This is a genomic window from Paracoccus salsus, assembly GCF_021556615.1.
Classification (GTDB): Bacteria; Pseudomonadota; Alphaproteobacteria; order Rhodobacterales; family Rhodobacteraceae; genus Paracoccus; species Paracoccus salsus.
In genome coordinates, this window is the sequence record NZ_JAKGGD010000002.1 from 53,246 (window position 1) to 75,101 (window position 21,856).

The 21,856-nt window shown below is 66.8% G+C and carries 23 protein-coding genes; 3 read left to right on the forward strand and 20 right to left on the reverse strand.

Annotated features, from left to right (window positions below):
* Positions 1-81: 81 nt before the first annotated feature.
* The 13 genes from L1965_RS03575 to L1965_RS03635 all read right to left on the reverse strand — a co-directional run bounded on the left by L1965_RS03575 (position 82) and on the right by L1965_RS03635 (position 10,948).
* The gene (locus L1965_RS03575; RefSeq protein ID WP_235755044.1) at positions 82-246 is read right to left on the reverse strand and encodes a DNA gyrase inhibitor YacG; all 165 of its coding nucleotides are present in this window, start codon (positions 244-246) and stop codon (positions 82-84) included.
* Positions 246-1,298, reverse strand: coding sequence for a ribonuclease E/G (locus L1965_RS03580; protein ID WP_235755045.1), 1,053 nt, complete (start codon positions 1,296-1,298; stop codon positions 246-248). Before L1965_RS03580 ends, L1965_RS03575 begins: the two co-directional genes overlap by 1 nt.
* Positions 1,295-1,900 carry a Maf family protein gene (locus L1965_RS03585; protein ID WP_235755046.1) on the reverse strand — a complete coding sequence of 202 codons (606 nt, stop codon included), beginning with the start codon at positions 1,898-1,900 and terminating at the stop codon, positions 1,295-1,297. Before L1965_RS03585 ends, L1965_RS03580 begins: the two co-directional genes overlap by 4 nt.
* Positions 1,901-1,928: 28 nt before the next feature.
* Positions 1,929-2,147, reverse strand: a complete 219-nt coding sequence (gene infA, locus L1965_RS03590; protein ID WP_010397442.1) for a translation initiation factor IF-1 — start codon at positions 2,145-2,147, stop codon at positions 1,929-1,931.
* Positions 2,148-2,233: 86 nt separating this feature from the next.
* Positions 2,234-3,442: a FliM/FliN family flagellar motor switch protein gene (locus L1965_RS03595; protein WP_235755589.1), complete on the reverse strand. Its 1,209-nt coding sequence runs from the start codon at positions 3,440-3,442 to the stop codon at positions 2,234-2,236.
* A 60-nt stretch (positions 3,443-3,502) separates the two neighbouring features.
* Positions 3,503-6,175, reverse strand: a complete 2,673-nt coding sequence (locus L1965_RS03600) for a sensor histidine kinase (RefSeq protein ID WP_235755047.1) — start codon at positions 6,173-6,175, stop codon at positions 3,503-3,505.
* Positions 6,165-6,494 (reverse strand): hypothetical protein, encoded by a 330-nt coding sequence (locus tag L1965_RS03605; RefSeq protein WP_235755048.1) that lies wholly within the window; start codon positions 6,492-6,494, stop codon positions 6,165-6,167. Before L1965_RS03605 ends, L1965_RS03600 begins: the two co-directional genes overlap by 11 nt.
* A 34-nt stretch (positions 6,495-6,528) precedes the next feature.
* Positions 6,529-6,888: a response regulator gene (locus L1965_RS03610; protein ID WP_235755049.1), complete on the reverse strand. Its 360-nt coding sequence runs from the start codon at positions 6,886-6,888 to the stop codon at positions 6,529-6,531.
* A gap of 99 nt (positions 6,889-6,987) precedes the next feature.
* Entirely contained in the window at positions 6,988-8,262 is a 1,275-nt protein-coding gene (locus L1965_RS03615) for an XRE family transcriptional regulator (protein ID WP_235755050.1), read from the reverse strand.
* A 151-nt stretch (positions 8,263-8,413) separates the two neighbouring features.
* Positions 8,414-9,277, reverse strand: coding sequence for an ATP-binding protein (locus tag L1965_RS03620; protein ID WP_235755051.1), 864 nt, complete (start codon positions 9,275-9,277; stop codon positions 8,414-8,416).
* Entirely contained in the window at positions 9,274-10,167 is an 894-nt protein-coding gene (gene tatC, locus L1965_RS03625; protein WP_235755052.1) for a twin-arginine translocase subunit TatC, read from the reverse strand. Before tatC ends, L1965_RS03620 begins: the two co-directional genes overlap by 4 nt.
* Position 10,168: 1 nt before the next feature.
* On the reverse strand, positions 10,169-10,681 hold the full coding sequence (gene tatB / locus L1965_RS03630; protein WP_235755053.1) for a Sec-independent protein translocase protein TatB: 513 nt from the start codon (positions 10,679-10,681) through the stop codon (positions 10,169-10,171).
* Positions 10,682-10,702: 21 nt separating this feature from the next.
* A complete protein-coding gene (locus L1965_RS03635) occupies positions 10,703-10,948 on the reverse strand; it encodes a twin-arginine translocase TatA/TatE family subunit (RefSeq protein ID WP_235755054.1) in 246 nt (81 codons plus the stop codon).
* Positions 10,949-11,128: 180 nt separating this feature from the next.
* Between L1965_RS03635 and L1965_RS03640 the strand changes: the two genes are divergently transcribed.
* Both L1965_RS03640 and L1965_RS03645 read left to right on the forward strand, forming a co-directional pair.
* Positions 11,129-11,746 (forward strand): MarC family protein, encoded by a 618-nt coding sequence (locus L1965_RS03640; RefSeq protein WP_235755055.1) that lies wholly within the window; start codon positions 11,129-11,131, stop codon positions 11,744-11,746.
* On the forward strand, positions 11,746-12,315 hold the full coding sequence (locus L1965_RS03645) for a retropepsin-like aspartic protease family protein (RefSeq protein WP_235755056.1): 570 nt from the start codon (positions 11,746-11,748) through the stop codon (positions 12,313-12,315). The genes L1965_RS03640 and L1965_RS03645 overlap by 1 nt, the downstream gene beginning before the upstream one ends.
* 134 nt (positions 12,316-12,449) lie before the next feature.
* Here the strand turns inward: L1965_RS03645 and L1965_RS03650 are convergent, their stop codons facing one another.
* Positions 12,450-12,818, reverse strand: coding sequence for a hypothetical protein (locus tag L1965_RS03650; protein ID WP_235755057.1), 369 nt, complete (start codon positions 12,816-12,818; stop codon positions 12,450-12,452).
* Between the two features lie 326 nt (positions 12,819-13,144).
* Positions 13,145-14,623: a phospholipase D-like domain-containing protein gene (locus L1965_RS03655; protein WP_235755058.1), complete on the reverse strand. Its 1,479-nt coding sequence runs from the start codon at positions 14,621-14,623 to the stop codon at positions 13,145-13,147.
* A gap of 288 nt (positions 14,624-14,911) precedes the next feature.
* On the opposite strand from L1965_RS03655, the gene L1965_RS03660 reads away from it, so the two are divergent.
* A complete protein-coding gene (locus tag L1965_RS03660) occupies positions 14,912-16,633 on the forward strand; it encodes a tetratricopeptide repeat protein (RefSeq protein WP_235755059.1) in 1,722 nt (573 codons plus the stop codon).
* On the opposite strand, the gene L1965_RS03665 is transcribed toward L1965_RS03660, so the two are convergent.
* From L1965_RS03665 to L1965_RS03685, 5 genes are all read right to left on the reverse strand, one after another.
* On the reverse strand, positions 16,607-17,167 hold the full coding sequence (locus tag L1965_RS03665) for a hemerythrin domain-containing protein (RefSeq protein WP_235755060.1): 561 nt from the start codon (positions 17,165-17,167) through the stop codon (positions 16,607-16,609). The genes L1965_RS03660 and L1965_RS03665 overlap by 27 nt on opposite strands.
* The gene (locus L1965_RS03670; protein ID WP_235755061.1) at positions 17,167-18,120 is read right to left on the reverse strand and encodes an ABC transporter permease; all 954 of its coding nucleotides are present in this window, start codon (positions 18,118-18,120) and stop codon (positions 17,167-17,169) included. The genes L1965_RS03665 and L1965_RS03670 overlap by 1 nt, the downstream gene beginning before the upstream one ends.
* Before the next feature lie 6 nt (positions 18,121-18,126).
* Complete coding sequence (locus L1965_RS03675) at positions 18,127-19,425, reverse strand: ABC transporter permease (RefSeq protein WP_235755062.1); 1,299 nt, start codon at positions 19,423-19,425, stop codon at positions 18,127-18,129.
* 68 nt (positions 19,426-19,493) lie between these two features.
* Complete coding sequence (locus L1965_RS03680; RefSeq protein ID WP_235755063.1) at positions 19,494-20,573, reverse strand: ABC transporter substrate-binding protein; 1,080 nt, start codon at positions 20,571-20,573, stop codon at positions 19,494-19,496.
* A gap of 194 nt (positions 20,574-20,767) precedes the next feature.
* Positions 20,768-21,841, reverse strand: coding sequence for an ABC transporter substrate-binding protein (locus tag L1965_RS03685; protein ID WP_235755064.1), 1,074 nt, complete (start codon positions 21,839-21,841; stop codon positions 20,768-20,770).
* Positions 21,842-21,856: the final 15 nt, after the last annotated feature.

Here is a 21,856-nt window from a genome sequence, read left to right on the forward strand (position 1 = left end):
CGGACGCGCCGGTCAGGCGCTGGCTGTGCGGTGGTTTCTACGGGCGGCGGCGCGACGTGTCCAGACCCAAAAACCGATTCTTCACTCGCCCTTGTCCTCATCCGAGGCGATGTCGTCCAGCGGCGGGCCGGGGATGACATAGTCTCCGCGCAGCCAGTGTGCCAGATCGACATCGGCGCAGCGTTTCGAACAGAAAGGTCGGTAATCGGACACACTCTCCTTGCCGCAGATCGGACAGGCCGCCATCACGCCCCCCCGGCATTCCGCAGACGCAGCAGCGGTATGCGATCGCGCTTGCGGCTGATCTCGTACAGGCCCATGGCGGTCCAGCCAATCAAGGTCGTCTCGGTGCCGTCACCCTTGAAAGCGGCGCGCAGCACCTGATCCAGCGTGGCGCGATCACGCTTGGGCATCGGCGCGAAATCAACCACGACCTGGCCACCGAAGCCGCGCAATCGCAACTGCCGGGGCAGGTCGCGGGCCAATGCGATATTGGCCTTCAGCGCGGCGGCGGGCGAAACATCGCGCCCCGTGTTCACGTCGATCGCGGTCAGCGCGCGGGTGTTTTCGATACAAGCGCTGGCACCTGCCGGCAGATCGATGCGCGGCGACAGAAGCGCGTCCACCGCATCGCTGACACCGCAGCGCTCAAAGCTGTCCTCGCCCTCCTCGATCGCGTCGGGCTCGGGCTCTGCCCAATCCAGCCAGGATTGCTCCCACGGATCGGGGGCGTCCAGAAGAAGCTCGGGCTCGCCCGTGGTTTCAGCCATGATCCGGTCGGCAAGTTCGATCAGCGGCCCCAGCTCGGCCGCAATGGCCTCGGCACCGGCGAACGCCGAGGCGCTACGCAGGATCAAGCCATGGTCGCGCCCGTCAAGCGCCGTCCGGCCAATCTCATCCAATGCTGCGCGCCGTTCGGAATCGCGGATCCGGCGCGAGACGTTCACTCCGGGAACACCCGGCGTCACGAGGCCGTAGCGGCCCCGGAACAGAAGCCGTGATGACAGCGGTATCGCCTTTCCCGCCTCGGCGACGCCGGCAATCTGCACCAGGATCGGCTGGCCCTCGCGCAGGCCGGTCCGGTCCCGCAGAAAGCCGCGTTCGCCGTCGGGAAGGCGCACAAACACGCCACCCTGCCCCTTCATCAGGCGATCGGTCACCCCGCGGCAGATCGCCCCCGGCGCCAGGGGTGCAAGCGCACTGGAATCGACGATCAGATCGACCAGTGCGCCATCGATCACAAGCGCCGCGGCCCGGGCATCAAACAAATGGCCAAGGACAATCTGACGACCCTTCATGCGACGCCTCCCTCATGCTGGCCATGAAGCCCGACCGCAGCCAGCATCGCGGCGGTTTCGGACAGGGGAAGTCCGACTACCGCGGAGAACGACCCCTGGATCCACGGTATATAGGCTGCGGCGGCACCCTGGATCGCATAGCCTCCAGCCTTGCCTTGCCAGTCGCCGGCGTCAAGATAGCGCTGCAATTCCGCCTCTGACAAGGGGCGCATCCTCACCTTCGTCTGGACAAGCCTGTGCCGTGTCCGGCCGTCATGGCGCAGTGCCACCGCCGTCAGGACAAGGTGACGCCGGCCCGACATGAGCCGCATGAATTGCGCGGCCTCGAGCCGATCCCGGGGCTTTCCCAGGATCCGACGACCCACCGCAACGGTCGTGTCGGCCGTCAGCAGGGCCTCGCCATCAGCCACGTGGACCGCCTTGGCCTTGTCCACCGCCATGCGGCGGACATAATCGCGCGGTGTTTCGGCCTTGCGGGGCGTCTCGTCGATATCGGCAGGCCGCAGCGCGGCCGGCACGATGCCGATCTGTGCCAGAAGTTCCAGCCTGCGCGGGCTGGCGGAACCCAGCACCAGCAAGGGTGGAGGACTGCTTGCCGTCACGCCGAGATGCGGCGCTGAGGGCGCCGGATCATTTGAAACGATAATTGATACGTCCCTTGGTCAGGTCGTAGGTGTTCATCTCGACCTGCACCTTGTCGCCAGCCAGAACCCGGATGCGGTTCTTGCGCATCTTGCCTGCCATATGCGCGATGATCTCATGGCCGTTTTCCAGCTCGACCCTGAACGTCGCATTCGGCAGGAGTTCCTTCACGACGCCGGGGAATTCGAGCATTTCTTCCTTGGCCATGGTCACTCCGTTGCAATCGCCCCGCAGGATTCGGGACGGACGTTAGATGCGACCAAGATGCGCCGATTTCAAGGGAAAAGCGCGCGTCAGGCGCCGCCGACCGCTTTTGACGGCGCGGAAGCGGCATCGGGCGCGACTTCCCGCGCTGGCATCTTGTCCGTTGCCACGTCCCGTCGGAAGGGATCGGGACCGTTCAAGTCGGCGATCGGGGGCTCGTTCCGTCCCTCCTGCGGCGCCGGCTCGGACAGAGGCGCTTCCGCGATCGCCCCCGGATCGCTGAGCCGGATTGCGTGACATCCTTCGGCTTCGCCGAACTTGCCCACCGCAAGAAGCTGACCATCGCGTGTTTCCAGGCGGGATTGGGTCAGGCTGACCTTTGGCAGATGCAGCAGCTTGCCCTCGCCCAGACCGCGCAATTCACCCAGTGTCATCCTGCGCCGGCACAATACGCCGACCATTTCGACGGGGGCATCGGCGACATGGGCCTGAAGCGTCGATGCCGCCGGCGCGCCAACGGGCTTCGCGCCGGCTGAGCCCGGCCCTGCCGCAGTTCTGCTTTTGGCCTGTGGGTCCTCACCTGCAGCCACGACCGACGACGCAGGCACTGAAGGTGCCGGTTTCTGCTTGCCCTCACCACGGGTCGGCAACGCCAGAAAGATGGTCGTGTCGCGCGTTTCTGCCCCGCCCAGCCGCACATTGAACGTGATGCTGCGATAAGGCTTGTCCTCCAGCATCAGCGACAAGGGCCGCGGATCATCCAGGTAGCTGGCATAGCGATAGCCCTTGATCCCCGCGAAACCTTCGACGTCGAGCATTTCGGTCGCCAGTTCGGCCATCAGCGCGTTGATGAAGTCAGCGCACATCATCGCATCGCTTCGCGTCGGCCGACGCGGTTCCGCCGTTCGCGCGGTGATGCGGCCAAGCGTCTGGACCTCGATCAGTGCGGTGACCGTCTCGGGGCACAGCGCCATCGCGCCGACCAGATCGCCCGGACCCTGCAGGATCGCCAGCAAGGCCGGCGCCGGCAGCAGTTCAGGCAGTTCGGCCAGCGTGAGCGCCCCGGGTGTCACCGAGATCGGCTGCACGCCGAGATGATACAGCCGGTCCGCGGCGCGACCGATCGCCGTGGCGGCGGCCCGCGACGCGGTCGGAGCTGCCGGTTGGGGAAGTTGCGGCGCGCGCCCCGCCCCCGACGCTGCCTGACTGCGCGCGGCAAGCAGGCGGCGCAGCACGCCCCCATCCGGTCCGTCCTGCCCGTCTTGCTGTTTCGCGACTGCTGTGCCGTCGTCTGCCATCGTCAATCCGAATCACCTTGTGCCCTCAGCCAATCTGGCAAGAACAGGTTGAGAAAGGGTTTATGGGACAGCGTCCTCCTGGGTCGGCACCGCACCCGACGGCGGCCTGCGCGGCACTGTGATGCGGAACGCCGCACCGTCCTGACCCGGCAGATAGTCGATTTCGCCCCCAAGGGCCGCCATGATCTCGCGGCAGATTGCCAGCCCCAGCCCCGCCCCGCCTGCCCGAGCCGGATCGTTGAGGCGCGCGAATTTCTCGAAGATGAGCTTCTGCCGAGAGCCGTCGATCCCGGACCCGTTGTCGATGATATCGATCGCGGCGCCGCCGGCGGCGGGTTGGCGCACCCTGATCTTGAGGACCGGCCGCGACGAGTCGCAGTATTTGCGCGAATTCGAGATCACGTTGATCAGCACCTGCAACAAGCGGTCCGCATCCGTGATGACGGCCACATGTTCGGATGGCATGTCGCGATCCACCGTGAACACGCGTTCCGACCGCGTCGCCGACGCGGCCTGCAATGCACGCGAGATCAGGTCATGCAGATTGCTGGCCGAGACGTTCAACTGGGCGCGCCCGCTTTCCAGCACCGACAAATCCAGCAGGTCGTCCAGAAGGCGGGTGAGCCGCGCGGCCTCGTCATGGATGATGCCCGCAAAGCGCGCCCGCTCTTCCTCAGACAGGTCGGGTGTCATCAGGATCTCGGAGAACGCCCTGACCGAGGTCATCGGAGTCCGCAATTCATGGCTGATCTGGCTCAGGAACGCGTCCTTCTGCACCGAGAGGGCGGTCAGCTTGTCGTTCGCCTCGCGCAGCTGCGTGGCGGTGCGGGCCAGCTCGTTCGTTGCGTTTTCAAGCCGCTGCGCCTCTTCCTTGGCGCGATGCGCCTCGTCCGCCACCTGCAGCAGGTCCGACACGGTCAGGGCAACGCCGCCAGCCACCCGGTCGATCATCGCATGCGCGGTTGCGGCGCCGATCGATCCGGCCAGCCGCCGCTCGAGCCGGGTCAGGAAATTCGGGGTCAGATCCGGCAGATAGCCGGTTTTTCCCTGTGCGGCCGCCTCGGCCTGAAAATAGCGCAGTGCGGAATCGGCGCCCCAGACCCGCCGCGTCATCGCCAGCAACGGTTCGGCCCGGTCCTCGCCCCGGGTCGTCCGGCTGTAACGGATCGGTTCGACCGCGCTGACAAAGGACAGACCCTGCAGCCGCTCGACAGGGTCGGGAAAGCCGAAGATCGAAACCCCGATGAACGCCAGCGTGTTGACGGTCAACGAACTGAAGATGCTGAACGCCAGCGGATCGACGCCCGAAGGCAGCACCGGCGGATGCCCGATCCCGACCGAGGGCATGAAGATCAGCCCAAGCCACAGCGCAAACCCGACCCCCACGCCGGCATAGGCCCCCCGCCGGTTGGCGCCGCGCCACAGAAGCCCACCCAGCATCGCGGGCAGCACCTGCGCCATGCCGGTAAACGCCACCAGCCCCATCGCGGCCAGCGCGGCCGCCCCGCCCGAGGCCTCGTGATAGACCCAGCCGGCCGCAACGACGGCCAGGATCGCCAGACGGCGCGCGTTCAAGACGAAACCCCTCAGGTCCTCGGTGTCCTCGCGTGCGGGGCGGCGGCGCAGCGCCAGCCAGCCAGGCACGATCCAGTGGTTCGAAATCATCGTTGCCAGCGCGATCGCACAGACCACGACCATCGACGTGGCGGCCGAGAACCCTCCCAGAAACACCAGGAACGCCAGCATGTTCTGGCCTGCAGCCGCCGGCAGGGTCAGGACGTACAGATCGGGGTTCGATCCGGCCGGCAGCAACTCGCGGCCCATCACGGCGATCGGCAGCACGAACAGTGACATCGCGAAGAGATAGGCGGGGAAAGCCCAGCCGGCCACGTGCAGGCGTTCCTCGTCCGCGGCCTCGACCACCATGACCTGAAACATCCGCGGCAGGGTCAGGATGGCCGCAGCCGAGACGACGATCAGCGCGGTCCAGCGATCGGGTCGCAGCACCCAGCCATCGGCGACGGCGGGGTCGCGGCCCGCCCGTGCGATCCGCGACATCATGTCGGCCGGCCCGTCTGCCAGCCCCCAGACCACGAAAACCCCAAGCGCGAGAAAGGCCAGCAGCTTGACCAGCGCCTCAAGGGCGATGGCGGTGACGACGCCGTGGTGACGCTCATCGGCGGCAAGGTTCCGGGTGCCGAACAGGATCGTGAACAGTGCCAACCCCGCCGCCACCCAGAGGCCGGTGCCACCTGTGGCGCCGTTCATGGCGGCGCCGGTGGGCGACTCGGTCGCGAACACCTCGAAGGACAGACGCACCGACTGCAACTGCAGCGCGATATAGGGTGTGGCGGCGATCACCGCGATCAGCGTGACCAGTGCCGCCAGCGGGTTCGACTTGCCGAACCGCGCCGAGATCAGGTCCGCGATCGAGGTGACGTGATGCATCCGTGCGACCCGCACCAGTCGCCGCAAGCCCCACCAGGCCGCCGTGAAGACGATGGTCGGTCCCAGATAGATCGTGACGAACTCAAGTCCCGAGCGGCTGGCATAGCCGACCGCCCCGTAGAACGTCCACGCCGAGCAATAGACCGACAGGGACAAGGTGTAGATCAACGGGTGGTCCAGCCAGCGCACCCGCCCGCGCGCGGCGGCGCGATCCGCCGCGAAGGCCACGCCGAACATCAGCACCACATAGGCCAGGCAACCCGCCACGAGGGTTTCAAAGGGCATGATCGTCGTCCCCCTGATCGGGGCGCGCCGGCGCGGCAGCAGCCGGCGGCGCGAGGCTCTCGGCGACCGCGGATTCGGCGCGCAATGTCGCCGCCTCGGCGCGCAGCAGCGCACGGTGCAGCGCCCATATGGCAAGGATCAGCACTGCCCACAGGCCGAAGAGCCATCCGGCACCAGCCGCGAAGCTGAGCTGCCGGGGAATCCACCAGACCGGCGCAAGCGCCGCGATCGCCGCGACCACGGGCAGGATCCGGGCGGCGTCGCCCAGCCTGCGGCGCCTGAACGATGCCCGTTCCAGAAACAGCGGACGTTCCGGCATCAGCGCCTCTCTTGAGGGGGCATGGTGATGGCGTTCATTCCAGCATCCTGCGCACCAGATCGCGCAGATCCTGGTTGGCAAAGGGCTTGGCCAGCACCGCGTCCGCCTGCTCGGCGGCGGCCGCCGTCTCGCCCCGCGCCGTCAGCATCAGGACCGGGGTCGAGGCCAGAGCCGGATCCGGGTCGGACCGCAACTCGGCCAGAATTTCGGTGCCGGAGCGGTTGGGCAGCATCAGGTCGAGGATGACCAGCCGCGGTCGGTTCTCGCGGATTGCCTCGATGCCGCCCTCGCCATCCGGATGCAGCCGCAGGCGCCAACCGTCTCGGCCGAGGATGAAACGCACGGCCTCGGCGATGTTCCGCTCGTCCTCGATCATCAGGATGTCCAGCATCATCGGTTCTGACCGCCCCCCCCTCGCACACTGCGCCGATGATGTGACGGAAGCGCCACGGCTGTCAAAGCCGCATTGTGGGTCCCGCGGCGCACCAGGGGCCTAGCGGGCCAGAAGGATCGAGGGTTCGCGCCTGGCCGCACAATCGGCGCGAGGGCAGATCCGGCAGGAGGAACCGATCGGAATGGCAGCGGAGGCTGGCGACGCGGCCGCGCCATCGCCCGGCAGGATCAGCATCTGAGCGCGGCTGAGGACCGGCCCGCCAATCCCTGCGGGCTGGCTGCGGGTCGCGAAGCTGAGCGTCGAGAACCGCCGGTCCTCGGGCGTGACCACGACATGCGAGATCGCGGTCTGCGGCGCCCCCAGAGCCTGATAGAGCGGCCACAGGGGACAGGCATCGCCTGGCCGCGGCAGCGGAAAACCCGGCGCCGGGCGCCGCAGCGTCAACGCCCCCGAGCCGTCGCAGACCAGCAAACCGGCCCGCTCGAACCCCGGCGGGCGCAATGCCGCCAGCCGCCGCATGACAAGATCCAGCGGACAGCCCAGCCGCGCGGCGATGCGCAGGGGGTCCCCCTCCTCGCGGGCGGCCGGAGCCAGAACCGCGTCCGGCAGGGCCGCGGTTTCCTCGTCCAGACGCGCCAGATGCGTGCGGGCAAGAAGACGTCCCGCATCCGAGGCCAGATCGCGCGCCGCCTCGATCGAGGGAGTCCCCGCCGCCATCCAGGCCTCGACCTCTTCCTGCGGGGTAAAGATCGCGCCATCCGCCTCGAAGCTGTCGAGATAGGCGACCAGCGCCTGGGCGGTGTTGGACAGCCGCAGGCTGTCTTCGTCGAGATTGGCGCGAAAACGATGCCGCCATTCGTCGGGAACCTCGGATTCTTCCGCGAGGATCGAGGCGGTCGAGCGAACCGAGGTCACCGCCGACAGCACCTCATGCAGCGTGGTCAGAAGATAGGGATCCTGGGTCATGCGGTCGGACAGTGTGACCAGTTGACGCTCGAGCGCCTCGGAGCGGCGGGCGAGGGCGACGAGCGCAGCCGCCCAGCCCGGAAATCGCGCGAGGAACTCGGGCGCCTGGTCCAGTTCCGGTGCCGCATCAGGTCCGTCGTCAGCCAGCCGCGCGACGGCCTCGCGAAGCGTGGCGATCCGCGCCTCTTCGCGGCCCTCGGCAAGCTCGTCCGATGGCACCTCGAGAACCTTGGCCAGTCGTTGCACCAGCTCTGGCCCGACCGGGCGGCGGTTATGCTCGATCAGGTTCAGATAGGCAGGCGAGATCCCCGCCGCGCGGGCCACATCGGCCTGCCGACGCGACAGCGCCAGACGGCGTTCGCGGATGCGGGTTCCGGTCAGGACGTGGCTGAGGCTGCGACGGTTCATGACCGTGATGAAAGCGCGAGCACGGTGCCAGCGCAAGCGGATTGCGTGACATGACCCGGCACCTGGCGCCAGGCAGGGGGTGTGCCGACCGAAGGTCGGCGCGCTGCCGCCCGGCGGGTGCGCCGCTGATGCGGCGCGGTCACCGCCTTGCTCAGGGATGCAGCGACACGCCGTGGCGTCCGGCCAGATCGGTGAAGAACTGCCATGCCACCCGGCCGGAACGTCCGCCGCGCGTGGCCTGCCATTCGATCGCCTCGGCCCGCAGCGTCTGGGGCGCGATCGTCAGATCATAGGCGTCACAGTAACCCTGGACCATCGCCAGATACTCATCCTGCGAACAGGGATGAAAGCCCAGCCAAAGCCCGAACCGGTCCGACAGCGAGACCTTTTCCTCGACAGCCTCGCCCGGATGGATCGCGGTCGAACGTTCGTTGTCGATCATGTCACGCGGCATCAGGTGACGCCGGTTCGAGGTCGCATAGAGGAGCACGTTCCCGGGCCGCCCGCTGATGCCGCCATCCAGGACCGCCTTGAGAGACTTGTACTGGCTGTCATCGTGGCCGAACGACAGATCGTCCGCAAACAGCAGGAATCGTCGATCCGTGGCGCGACCGAGGATCGCCAGAAGCCGTCCGACGGAGGCCAGATCCTCGCGCGCGATCTCGACCAGCACCAGCGGCAGCCCCTGGGCCACGGCCTCGGCGTGGACGGCCTTGACCAGCGAGGACTTGCCCATGCCGCGGGCGCCCCAGAGAAGTGCATTGTTGGCCCCGTATCCGCGCGCGAACTGCAAGCTGTTGGCCAGCAGCGTCTGCTTGGCGCTTTCGATGCCGATCAGCTGCACCAGGTCGACACGGTCCACGGTCTGAACGGGCTCGAGCCGGTCGGGGTCGGGATGCCAGACATAGGCCGCGGCTTCGGTGAAGCGGGGCGCGTGGAACGGCGCCGGGGCCAGCCGCTCAAGCGCCGCCGCGATCCGCGTCAGCGCCTCGAGGCTGTCGCCCGGATCGCTCATGCCTTGCCCTCGTCCTCGTCCTCGTCCTCGACCCATAGCCCCTGGGCGCGCAGTTCCGCCTCGCGGCGCTTCTCGATGCGGCGAACGAGATAGATCGAGATCTCGTAGAGGCCGTAGACGACCGTGAACAGCACCACCTGGCTGACGACATCCGGTGGCGTCGCGACAGCGGCCAGCATCAGGATTGCCACGACGGCGTATTTGCGGACCGAGCCCAGCCCAACGGCGCTCACCAGCCCCGCCTTGCCCATCAGGGTCAGCAGGACCGGCAGCTGGAAACTGAGCCCGAAGGCGAGGATGAACTTGGTGGTCAGCGAAAGATATTCGTCGACCGAACCCTGAAAGACGATCGCGGCCATCGGGTTGTCCGCGATCGCCTCGGCGGCAGGTTCAGCGCCGGTTCCGTCGTCGGGCAAGGCCAGCGGTCCCTGCTGGAAGCCCAGGAAAAAGTCATAGGCCAAAGGCAGGATGATGTAGTAGGCGAACGAGGCGCCCAGAAAGAACATGACCGGCGACGCGACCAGGAAGGGCAGGAATGCCTGTTTCTCGTTGCGGTAAAGCCCCGGCGCCACGAAACGCCACATCTGGTAGGCGATGATCGGAAAGGCCAGCACGAATCCGCCCAGCAGCGATATGCGGATCGCCACGAAGAAGCCTTCCTGCAATTTCAGCAGGATCAGTCCACATTCCTGATCCCGCGCCTCGAGCGCGTGGCAGATTGGCTGGGTCAGGAAGTTGTAGATCGGGTTCCAGACCGTATAGCACAAGACCATCGCCGAGACGAAGGCCAGCAAGGACCAGATGATGCGGGTCCGCAGCTCGGCCAGATGTTCGATCAGCGGGGCCGAGCTGTCATCAAGCTCGTCGTCCTTATCAGTCTTGCTGGCCAATTCAGGTGTCTTTCATGTCGCTGCGGCGCACGGCGTGCAGACGGCGTACACCGGCGGCCGATGCCTCGGGCGGCTCGGCCGACCCGTCCTCGCCGGCCGCGTCACCGGGCGTGGCGCTGGCAGGCTTGGGGCCGGCGGGCGTCGCGCTGGCGGGCGTGGCACCTTCGCCTGCGGGCTTCGGGGTCTGGCCCGGATCGGGCGTCGCCTTCTTGCGGGCGTCCGGTGACTTCGGGTCCCATTTCTCGAAGCGTTCCGTCGCGCGGTCCAGCGCGTCCAGTCCGAGCGATTTCTTCGAGGCCAGCGATTTCAGGTCACGCAGGCTTCCGGTCGCCTCGTCGATTCCCGAATCCTTGGCGGCATCCTCCATCGCCGAGGTGAATTCCCGCGCCATGCTGCGCGCCTTGGCGGTGAACCGCCCCAGCGAATGGAAAAGATGCGGCAGATCCTTGGGACCGACCACGATCAGCGCCACGACGCCGATCAGCAACAGCTCGGTCCAGCCGATATCAAACATGGTGCGCCGGGCCTTCCCCGCTCAGCCGCGGTCGGTGGTGTGCGGCGTCACGTCACGCGCCTTTTCGCCCGGCACGTCGCTCTTGGTCGGGTCTGGCTCGTCGGCAGCGTGTTCGATCTCGTCGGTGCTGTCCTTGACGCCGCGCTTGAAGGCGGTGATGCCCTTGCCCACCTCGCCCATCAGCGACGATATCTTGCCGCGCCCGAACAGGACCAGCACGACGACTGCGATCAGAAGAAGGCCGGGAAGGCCGATATTGTTCAGCATGCGAAACTCCCTTGCCGGACGGTCTGACCGTCCGCGTGTCAGATTTATGCGCTCGGACTGCGGATTGCAAAGCCCGATTGCGCGATCACGCAAGCGTATGCGCGATCACGCAAGCGCAAGACCGCCGTTGAGGCTGCGCGGACGACTTGGCACGGCCGCAATGGCGGGCGATAAGCAGACATGGACCAGTCACTTTACATCACGGCCTTCGTCACCCTTTTCGTGGTGATCGACCCGGTCGGCCTGGCGCCGATCTTCATCGCCCTGACACCCGGCATGGACAGCGCACAGCGCCGCCGGATCGGGTTCCGCGCGCTGGTCATCGCGGCCGTTCTGCTGACCATGTTCGGACTTGCCGGCGAGGCGATCCTGTCGGGCATCGGCATCTCGATTTCGGCCTTCCGGATCGCCGGCGGACTGCTGCTGTTCCTGACCGCACTGGACATGCTGTTCGAGCGACGGACCGAGCGGCGCGAGGGTCAGGGCCATGCCGATCCGGCCGACCACGATCCTTCGGTCTTTCCCCTGGCGATGCCGCTTCTTGCAGGGCCTGGCGCGCTGGCCACGATGATCCTGCTGATCGGCCAGCAACCCGGCTGGGGCCATCTGGTGCTGGTCCATCTGGTCATGCTGGCGGTTCTTGGGATCGCCATGCTGCTGTTCCATCTGGCGACCCCGCTGGCCCGCGCGCTGGGTCGCACCGGCACGATGGTCGTCACCCGGCTTCTGGGAATGCTGCTGGCCGCACTCTCCGTGCAGTTCGTGATCGACGGGCTGAAAGGCTCGGGACTGGTTTGATGCAAGTCGAAGATGGCATGCAACTGGCCTACTACATCCTTCTGCTCATCGTGATCGGTGGGGCGATGCTGTTCGAATTGTCGGGCCGGGGCAGTCAGGCGGTGCGCCAGCTGGTGCTGTGGGTCGTGATCTTCGCCGGCGCGATCTTCGCGGCGAACTGGTGGATCGAGGGCGATGCTCCGCGCCAGCAGGTACTGGAGAACGGGCGGATCGAGATCCCGATCGGCAGGAACGGACATTTCCACCTCACCGCGCAGTTGAACGGCGTCGATGTCCGGTTCATCGTCGATACCGGCGCCTCGACCATCGCACTTGGCCCCGCGGATGCCCGCCGGATCGGCATCGACCCCGACGATCTGGCCTATGTCGGCACCGCGATGACCGCCAATGGCCGCGTTCAGACCGCGCCGGTCACCATCGATGAATTCGCTATCGGAGACATTCTGGACCGCAATGTCCGCGCCTGGGTCATCGGCGGCGATCTGGACGGCTCTCTTCTGGGCATGTCGTATCTCAGGACCTTCGCCCGGGTCAGCTTCGAGGACGATCTGCTGATCCTCGAACGCTGATTTGCAACCACCGCGCCGGGACTGCACTTTCGTCATTCCATCGCTCGGCGCCAGGATGCGGGGCCGACAGGCCGCGCCGGTCGGGGTCGCGGGTCGGCGGCGAAATCGTGCTGCTGGCAACCGGCTGAGCCCTGTCAGTCCAGCAGCATCGCGGGCGTCGAACCGCCGGTCTCACGATGCCGGACAGCCCGCCATGCGCCATTCTGGCGTTGCAGGGTCAGGAAGTTGCGTTCGGCCACGTATCGCTGGCGTTGGCGCGGAAGCGGGCCGATGCGGATGGGTTGACCGGACAACGGCGCCTCGCCCATCACCCGACGCCGGGTCCCTTCCGAACGCAGGTCAGGCGCTAAGTTCGCAAGCCCGGGCAGGTCCCGCCGCCAACCAGGATTGCCGCCCTGAAGCAGCAGGCCAAAGGGCGCAAGCCGGTGCTCTTCGGCCAGCCGCGCCCACATCAGGTTGCGTGCGCTGCCATCGCGCTGCAGATCGCAATCAAGGCGGGTCACGCGACCGGATGAACGACGTTTTCCAGTCGGTAGCCGTCGTCCTCCTGGCTCAGGCAGAACTCGAGCCTGCAGGCGGCCAGGCCCCCGACCACCGCGATCCGCCGAATCTCGTCGTGCGTTCGACCGCTTCGACAGGACCAGGGCAGCCATCCTCCAGAGGCCGGAGAAGGGCCACCGCCAAACGCGGGCGGCGGTCGTCATGGCCGTGCAAGTGCAGGATCGGCCCGGCGCCGAGTGTCTGGATCGGAACGTCCATCAACGGTTGCCTTTGGGGGTTCTGGCTCGCAGTCGCGCGAAGCGACGGGCGGTCATCGGGCCCAGCCGCGCTAACGTCGGCTGAGCCAGTCGCGCAACCCGCCCCAACCCCGAAACAAGCCCCGCTTTTCAATGGGTTCGAAAATCATCTCGGGACCTTCCGGATCAAGGATCTCGTTGTCCGCCAGCCATTCCTCGGCAGCGGCAAGCTCTGGCATTTGGTAGTCGGCCAAGGTCTTGCCCTGCCCGCTGGCCGCGCGCAACCGATCGATCGTCGCGATCAGGGACCCCGTCTGGCGCAGTGTCCCGGCGACCTCCTCCGCTTGAACGCCCAGATGCTCGGCCAACAGCCCGTTCCGGATGGTGGCGATGCCGTTCCGGATCGTCTCGTTTCCCGCCTCGTCCGCGCTGACGACCACATCGCATTCGCTATCGAGGCGCATGGAGCGGTTGTTGAAGTTTGACGAACCGACGCGCAGGATGCAGTCGTCCACGATCATGATCTTCGCATGGACGTAGATCTCGGCGCCGGCGTCGGTCAGCGGGTGCAGGAACCGCAGGCGATCGTGCCGGTCATGCTGGCGCAGCCCCTCGATCAGGCGCGCGCGCGCCGAATCCATCGCCGCGCTGCGCAGCCATCCCTCGGCGCTGACCGGATTGACGATGACGATTTCAGGACCGTCTGCCTCGAGCAACCGGCTGGCGATGGCCCGGGCGACATTCCGCGACGCGAAATACTGGCTTTCCGCATAGATCATCCGTTCTGCCCGCGCGATCAGGTCCAGATACATTGCCTCGACCTCGTGGACCGGTTCGCTGTCGGCCGTTTCGGGAAGGGTCCGCGCAATACCCAGCCGGACATCCTGGAAGGTCGCAGCCAGATTCTCGGGCCAGCAGCCGTCCTGACAGGTCACGGGCTTCAGCGTCTCGCCGGTCGCGATGCACCACCGTTCACGCGCCAGGTCACCCATCGCCCGGGCGGCCGGGCCATCGAACGCGCTTGTCGCGTCGTGCCAGGGCGGGTGCGGCTTGCCATCGGGACCGACGCGCCGGGGATCGTCGTCCAGATGCGCGGGCCGATCCCAGCGCCCGGCCGTCATGTCGATGCCACCACAGAACGCGATACTGTCGTCGATCACGACGATCTTCTGATGATGCGAGCCACCCACCGGATGCTGGCTGTCAAGGCAGAGCGTAACGCGGGGATGCATCTTCCAGCGCAGAACCGTCAGCAGCGTCTTGCCGCGAAGCAGCGTCTTCAACGCGCCCGTGTCCCAGCGAAGAACCCGGATTTCCAGCGACGGCGTCCGGCGCGCCAGCCAGATGATGAAGTCGCCAAGCCGCGCCGGACCCTCGTCGACATTGCCGATCTCGATGCGGGCATCGAAGTCCCAGCCGATCAGCATGATGCTGTGGCGGGCGGCGCGCATGGCCTGGCGGGCGGCGGCGAAATAGGCGTCGGCGTCCACGATCACGGTGAAGCGGCGGGCCTGTTCGACGCGCCAGCAATTATGCCCCGGCTGCAGCAGTTTTCCTGAATCGGCGGACATGAAACTCCCTGACTTCGCTGCGTTTCCAGCGCTTCCGGCCGCGGCATGGCGCGTATCGCCAACCCGCAAGCCGCGCCATAAGTTCCGCGAATCCTGCCCGCGAAACCCGTCAGACAGAGGCCGCATTGGGGGGCGCACAACGCATGCACGGCGGGTGCACCGGGCGTGCACAGCCTGTACACCGACAACGCACGGTGGTGTTGCGCACGGTCGGCAGACGAGCCGGTTGATCGCGCGCGGCGCTGAGGGCAGTCTGGCGGACGGGGTCGGTGGTTCGGAGGTGCGCGGATGAGCAATGCCGAGAAGGTCGCCGAACATGCAGCGGGCGGATGCGTCGGGGCACTGGCGTTGATGCTGGGAGATCCGACCGGCGGCACGGTTGCCGTCGCCGGGTCGCTTGCAGGGCTGGCGCTGCTGGCTCGCACGACATGGGGCCGCGAACGCGACGCCGTCGCCGCGCGGGCGGCCTTATCGGCGCGGGCGGCGGTCGCGGATTGCCGCGACTACGCGACAGCGGATCTGGGCCGCGTTGCGGTCCTGCTGAGCGAGGCCCAGATCGACCCGCTGACGCCCGAGGACCTGATCGCGGTCGTCCAGGGCAGCGAGACCTATCGCCTTGCAGCGCCGCTTGCGGGTGTCCTGCGTGCCCGCATCCGTTTCGACGGCGACAGCGCGGCGAATATCGCGTTGGTGCGGGTCGCGCTGGAATCGGCGATGTCTGCCTGCTGCGCCGACAGCACATTCAAGAACGACCTCCAAACCCTGCTGATGATGACGTCGGTCCGGCAGAACGATGCGGTGCTGGCGACCCTGACCGAAATGCGCGGCAGCCGCGAGGCCGCCGAACGCGAGTTGGGCCGCCGGGAAGGGCTTTTGATCGGGCTGGTTCGACCGATCGCGCAGGGCGTTGACGATTTCGATACGGCGATTCGCGAATTGGAGCGCGCCGTCGGAATCGCCGCCGATCTGGAGCGGCAGGCGATGATGCCGTCCAATCTGGGCGATCAGGTCAACGCCGTGCTGCGCCGGATGCAGGAGCAGAACCGGGCCGGCGATCTGGACGGGGCGGCGCAGACGGTGGATGACGCGCTTGGGGAACTGGAGGCGGAAAAGGCGCGGCTGCTGGATGCGGCGGTCGAACAGCAGATCCTGCGCCGCGATGCCGGGGCGGCGGCCACGCGGCTGTGGCAGCGGCGGCAGCTAGACCTGCCCGAGGGCGCCGACCGGTTCGAGGCGCTGCGCGGATTGCAGGATGAATGGTATGTTCGCGGCCGCGACAAGGGGCTGAATTTCGACCTGGAGGTCGCGATCAGGCTTGCCGGGATCAGCCGAAACGGCGCGCAGACCAGCGACCAGCGCGGAGCCGCGCTGAACGATCTGGGCAACGCGCTGCTTGCCATGGGCCGTCGCGAGACCGGCACCGACAGGCTGGAGGAAGCCGTAACCGCCTATCACGACGCGCTGCGGGAACGGACCCGCGCGCGGGTGCCGCTGGATTGGGCCATGACGCAGAACAATCTGGGCAACGCGCTGCGGACCCTCGGCGCGCGCGAGACCGGCACCGACCGGCTGGAAGAGGCCGTCGCCGCCTATCGCGACGCGCTGCGGGAATGGACCCGCGCGCGGGTGCCGCTGGACTGGGCCGCGACGCAGAACAATCTGGGCAACGCGCTGGCAACCCTCGGTGAGCGCGAGCCCGGCACTGACCGGCTGGAGGAGGCCGTCACCGCCTATGGCGAGGCGCTGCGGGAACGGACCCGCGAGCGGGTGCCGCTGGATTGGGCCATGACGCAGAGCAATCTGGCCCTTCTCGAGGTGGCGTTCTTCGACAAGACCGGCGAGGCGTCGCGGCTGGAGGCGGCGGAGGGGTCTTGTCGCGCGGCGCTGGAGGTGTTCGAGGCGGCCGGGGCAAGCCATTATGTGGGCATGGTCCGGGAGGCACAGGCCGCGATCGCAGAGCGGCGCGGGCGGCCGGGCCAGGTCTCAGATCGGGATGGCGTGGGCGCCTAGCGCGCCGTGAAGCTGGGTTTCCTCATAGCCGAAATGCGACTGGATCGCGCGGTTCAGGGTGTCGAAGGCGGTCGCGCAGGCGTCGAAGGCGGCGGGGCTGCGCTGGGCGGTCAGGGTGGTGGCGGCTTCGCGCAGATCGGCGATCAGCGCATGGATGACGCGGTGTTCGGCGATCAGGCGGTCGATGACGGCCTGCAAGGCCGGGTCGGCCCGTTCCGCGAGGGCCGGGAACATCCAGTGTTCCTCGATGTCGTGGTGGTTCTTCAGCAGCGCGCATTCGCGGCCGCAGACGGTGCCGAACAGCGCCAGGTTGCGCGCCAGGTCAAGCCCTTCGATCACCGGGACCAGCGTCGCGGGATCGGCGCGGGCGGCGCGTATCTCGGCCAGCAAGGCGGCGACGGCGGCCAGTTCGTCGCGATACATGTCGTGGATCTGCGCCAGCCGCCCGCCATGCGCGCGCTGCGCGGGCGAAAGGCCCGGAACGTCGGGCGCGCGGGGACGCCCGCCCTCGTCCTCGAGCTCTTCTGGCGTCATCAATGCGGGGTGATGCCGCGGATACGCTCGGACCGGCGGCGCAGCAGCTCGACCGTGGTCAGAAGCGCGATCGAGAAGATCACCAGCAGCGTGGCGACGGCCAGGATCGCCGGGCTGATCTGTTCGCGGATGCCGTTCCACATCTGCCGCGGGATGGTCTGCTGGTCGGGGCCGGCGATGAACAGCACCGCCACCACCTCGTCGAACGAGGTGACAAAGGCGAACAGCGCGCCCGAGATCACGCCCGGCAGGATCAGCGGCATGGTGATCCGGAAGAAGGTCGTGCGCGGGTTCGCCCCGAGGCTGGCCGCGGCGCGGTTCAGCGACTGGTCGAACCCCACCAGCGTCGCCGTCACGGTGATGATGACGAAGGGGATGCCAAGCGTGGCGTGCGCCAGGATGACGCCCAGATAGGTGCCCGCAAGGCGGCCGCAATCGGTGGGCAGGCCCACCAGGCCCAGCAGCTCGCACGGGTTCGAGTAGAAGAAGAACATGCCCGTGGCGGTGATGATCAGCGGCACGATCATCGGCGAGATGAGCGTCGCCATGATCGCGCGGCGGAACGGCATTTCCGGGCGCGACAGGCCAAGCGCGGCCAGCGTGCCGAGGCAGGTCGCGAGGATGGTCGCGAAGAAGCCGATGATGATCGAGTTCTTGGCCGCCTTCACCCATTTGGCGTTGGCCCAGGCGTCGGCCCACCAGGATGCGTCGCGCACCCCGTCCGGCGCGGCCATGCCGAAGGTCAGCAGGCTGTCATACCAGCGCATCGAATAGCCGTCCGCGTCGAACTCCAGCATCTGGTCGGTGAAGGTGAAGTAGGGCTCGGCGTTGAACGACAGCGGGATGATCACCACGATCGGCGCGATCAGGAAGAAGAAGATCATTCCGCACAGCACCAGATAGGCGTAATGCCAGGCGCGCTCGAGCGGGGTTGCATAGGTCGGGACTGCCATTCGCGATTACCCCAGCTTCAGGTTGTCGATGCCGACCATGCGGTCGTACAGCCAGTAAAGGATGAGGACCGAGGCCAGAAGCAGCGCCGCCAGCGCCGCGGCCATGGACCAGTTCAGCGTGTCGGTCATGTGCATCGCGATCATGTTCGAGATCAGCTGACCCGAAGAGCCGCCGACCAGGGCAGGCGTGATGTAGTAGCCCACGGCGAGGATGAAGACGAGCAGCGCCCCCGCCCCCAGACCCGGCAGGGTCTGCGGGAAGTAGATCCGGCGGAAGGCGGTCCAGCTCGTCGCGCCAAGGCTGCGCGCGGCGCGGACATAGGACGGATTGATCGTGCGCATCACCGAATACAGCGGCAGGATCATGAAGGGCAGCAGGATATGGGTCATGGCGATGATCGTGCCGGTCTGGTTGTAGATCATCTGCAACCGCTGGCCGCCGCCGATCACGCCCAGCCACACGAGAATGTCGTTGATGACGCCCTGCTGTTGCAGCAGCACCATCCACGACGTCGTCCTGACAAGCAGCGAGGTCCAGAAGGGCAGCAGCACCAGGATCATCAGAAGATTCGATTTCCGCATCGGCAATGTCGCCAGCAGATGCGCGACCGGAAAGCCCAGCACGAAGGTCAGCGCGGTGATCAGCAGGGACAGCCAGAAGGTCCGCATGAACAGCATGACATAGACGCGCTGGCGTTCATCGACCTGCTGGATGCTGCCGTCATCGGTGCGCGTCCGGTCCACGGAAGCCAGGTAGAAATTCGCCGTCACCGGTGTCGCGGCGTTTCGCATCGCGCTCCACAGCCGGGAGTCGCCCCATTCCTCGTCGATCTCGAGCAGCGCCTCGCGATAGGGCGGCTCGATCCCGCGCCGGACCTTGCGGCCGGTCGATGTGAACAGCGACCGCGTGCCGGGCACGTCGTAGTTGATGCGGGTTCCGACCACACCGATCGACCGATCCTCGGCCGAGGCGATCAGGTCGTTCGCCAGCGCCGTCCACGCGGCCTCGTCCGGCGGCGTTCCACGTTCGTTTTCGGCGAACCACTGGGATATCTGCGGCATGTTGGCCGAGAAGCCGTCATTGTAGAAGGACCGTTGCAGCATCTGCCCGATCGGGATCACGAAGGTGATCAGGATGAAAGCCAGCAGCGGCAGGACGAGCAGAAAAGCCCGTCGCTTGGCTTTCAGCTGCGACCGCTTGAGGGCCCAGGCCAGCGGCTTGCCGTCGGCGGTGGTCAGCTTTCCGTCCTCAGCGCCCGAGGCGGTGGTGACGATGGCGGCGTGAGGATCGAGGGCTTGGGCCATGATGTTCCCGGCTGTCGGTCATGAGGCCGCCGCCCCGCGCCTGAAGGCGGGGCGGCGGCGGGTTCGGATCAGGACGAGGCGAGCCAGCTGTTGAAGCGCTCGGTCAGTTCGGCGTCATGGTCGGCCCAGAACTCGGGGTCATCCATCACGGCGCTTTCCATATGGTCCGGGTTGGTGGGCATGTGCGGCGCCATTTCGGTCGTGCCGTCCTGATACAGGCCGACCAGCGCGGCCGAGGATTTGCGCGCCGGACCATAGGCGATGTATTTCGCCTGATCGGCCAGCCGCTGCGTGTCGGTGGCGAATTTCAGGTATTCCATCGCCGCCTCGGGATTGGGCGCGCCCTTCGGGATCACGAACATGTCGAGATCCATGTACTGGCCGTCCCAGATGATCTCGAACGGCTTGCCTTCGGCGACCATCGCATCGAAGAAGCGGCCGTTATAGCCGGTCGCCATCGTCACCTCGCCATCGGCGAGCAGCTGCACGGGCTGTGCACCGGCTTCCCACCAGACGACATCGTTCTTGATGCTGTCCAGCTTGGCGAAGGCCTGCTGGACGCCCTCGGCCGAACCCAGCTTGTCATAGATCTGGTCAGCCGGAACGCCATCGGCGATCAGCGCCAGATACAGGGTGCGCTTGGGGTTCTTGGGCAGGCCGCGCTTGCCGGGGAATGTCTCGAGGTCGAAGAAATCCGCGGCGGTGGACGGCGCGGCGCCCTCGAACTTGGTCTTGTCGAAAGCGATCACGGTTCCCCAGAAGATGTTGGCGACCGCGCAATCCAGCAGCGCGCCGTCCAGGAAATCCTCGGCCGCAGGCGTGCCGTCCGGCGCTGCGGGCAGCATCGCCGGGTCGATCTCGACCAGCGCGCCCTCGTCGCAGAGACGGATCGCGTCCGACACCTCGACGTCGAACACGTCGCCGGTGACGTTCCCGGCCTCGACCTGCACCTTCAGGGGCGTGGCCGGGTTGTCGGCGGCGATCATGTTGACCGTGATGCCGGTCTGTTCGGCGAAGGGCTTGTTGTAGGCTTCGACCTGCGACATCTCGTAGGCGCCGCCCCACGACACCACGTTGACTTCGCCTTCGGCCAGCGCGGCGGTGCCCAGAGTCGCGATCGCCGTCGAAAGAATAAGTACCGTTTTCAAGTTTTTAGCTCCTGTTGGATGGTCGGCCTTCTGGCCGTTCTGATTTTTCGCCCGTTGCGGGCCGGACTGCGCGGGACTGCCCCCGCAGACCGTCTTCATCAGCCAGCGCCGCGATCGAACCCGAACCGGGTCCAGGCCGTTCGCGCCAGCGTTCTCCGCGGCCGGGGCAACCGCTGCGGCCCCCGGCCGCAAGCTCATGTCGCCAGCCAGGCGGCAAAGCGCTCGCTGAGTTCAGACATGTGGTCGACCCAGAAATCATTGTCGAACGCCAGCGCGTTGCCCATGTTCTCGGGCGAGGTCGGCAGGTTCGGCGACATCGGGATGTCGGTGTCCTTGTAGTTGCCGACCAGCGGCGCCGAGCTTTTGCGCGGCGGACCATAGCTGATCTGCATCGACGCCCGCGCAAGCGATTCCGCGCTGGTCGAGAATTTCAGATACTCCATCGCGTTCTCGGGATTCGGCCCGTCGATCGGGATCACCCAGCCTTCCATCTCGTAGATCTGGCCGTCCCAGATGATCTTGAAGGGTTTGCCCTCGTCCACGGCGGCATTGAAGATGCGACCGTTATAGGCCTGGGTCATCACCACCTCGCCGTCGGCCAGCAATTGCGGCGGCTGCGCGCCGGCCTCCCAGAAGACCGCGTTGCCCTTGATCGTGTCCAGTTTCGCGAAGGCGCGTTCCAGCCCCTCGGGCGTGGACAGGACCTCGTAGACCTCGTCGGCGGGCACGCCGTCGGCCATCAGCGCGAATTCCATGTTGAAGCGAGGCTCTTTCAGCATGCCGCGCTTGCCGGGATAGGTCTCGGTGTCGAAGAAGTCGGCGACCGTCGAGGGCGGGTTTTCGGGAAACCTGCTCTCGTCATAGGCGATCACCGTGGAATAGACGTCGGTGGCCACGAAACAATCCGACAGACCGCCTTCCAGGAAATCATCGGCGGCGGGCGTGCCGTCGGACGCGGGCAACAGATCGGCCGGGTCGATCTCGACCAGCATGCCTTCGTCGCACAGCCGGGTGGCGTCGGAATAGCCGATGCTGGCGATGTCGGCCGAGACATTGCCGGCCTGCACCTGCGCCTTGATCGGCGTGGCCGGATTGTCCACGTCGATCATGTTGACCTTGATGCCGGTCTCGGCCTCGAAGGGCTTGTTGAACGCATCGACCTGGGACTGCGAGTAGGCCCCGCCCCACGACATGACCTCGACCGTTCCCTCGGCCAGAGCCCAGGAGGGCGCGACCAGGGCGGTGCAGAGCAATACGGTTCGTTTCATTGACTTGCCTCTTTT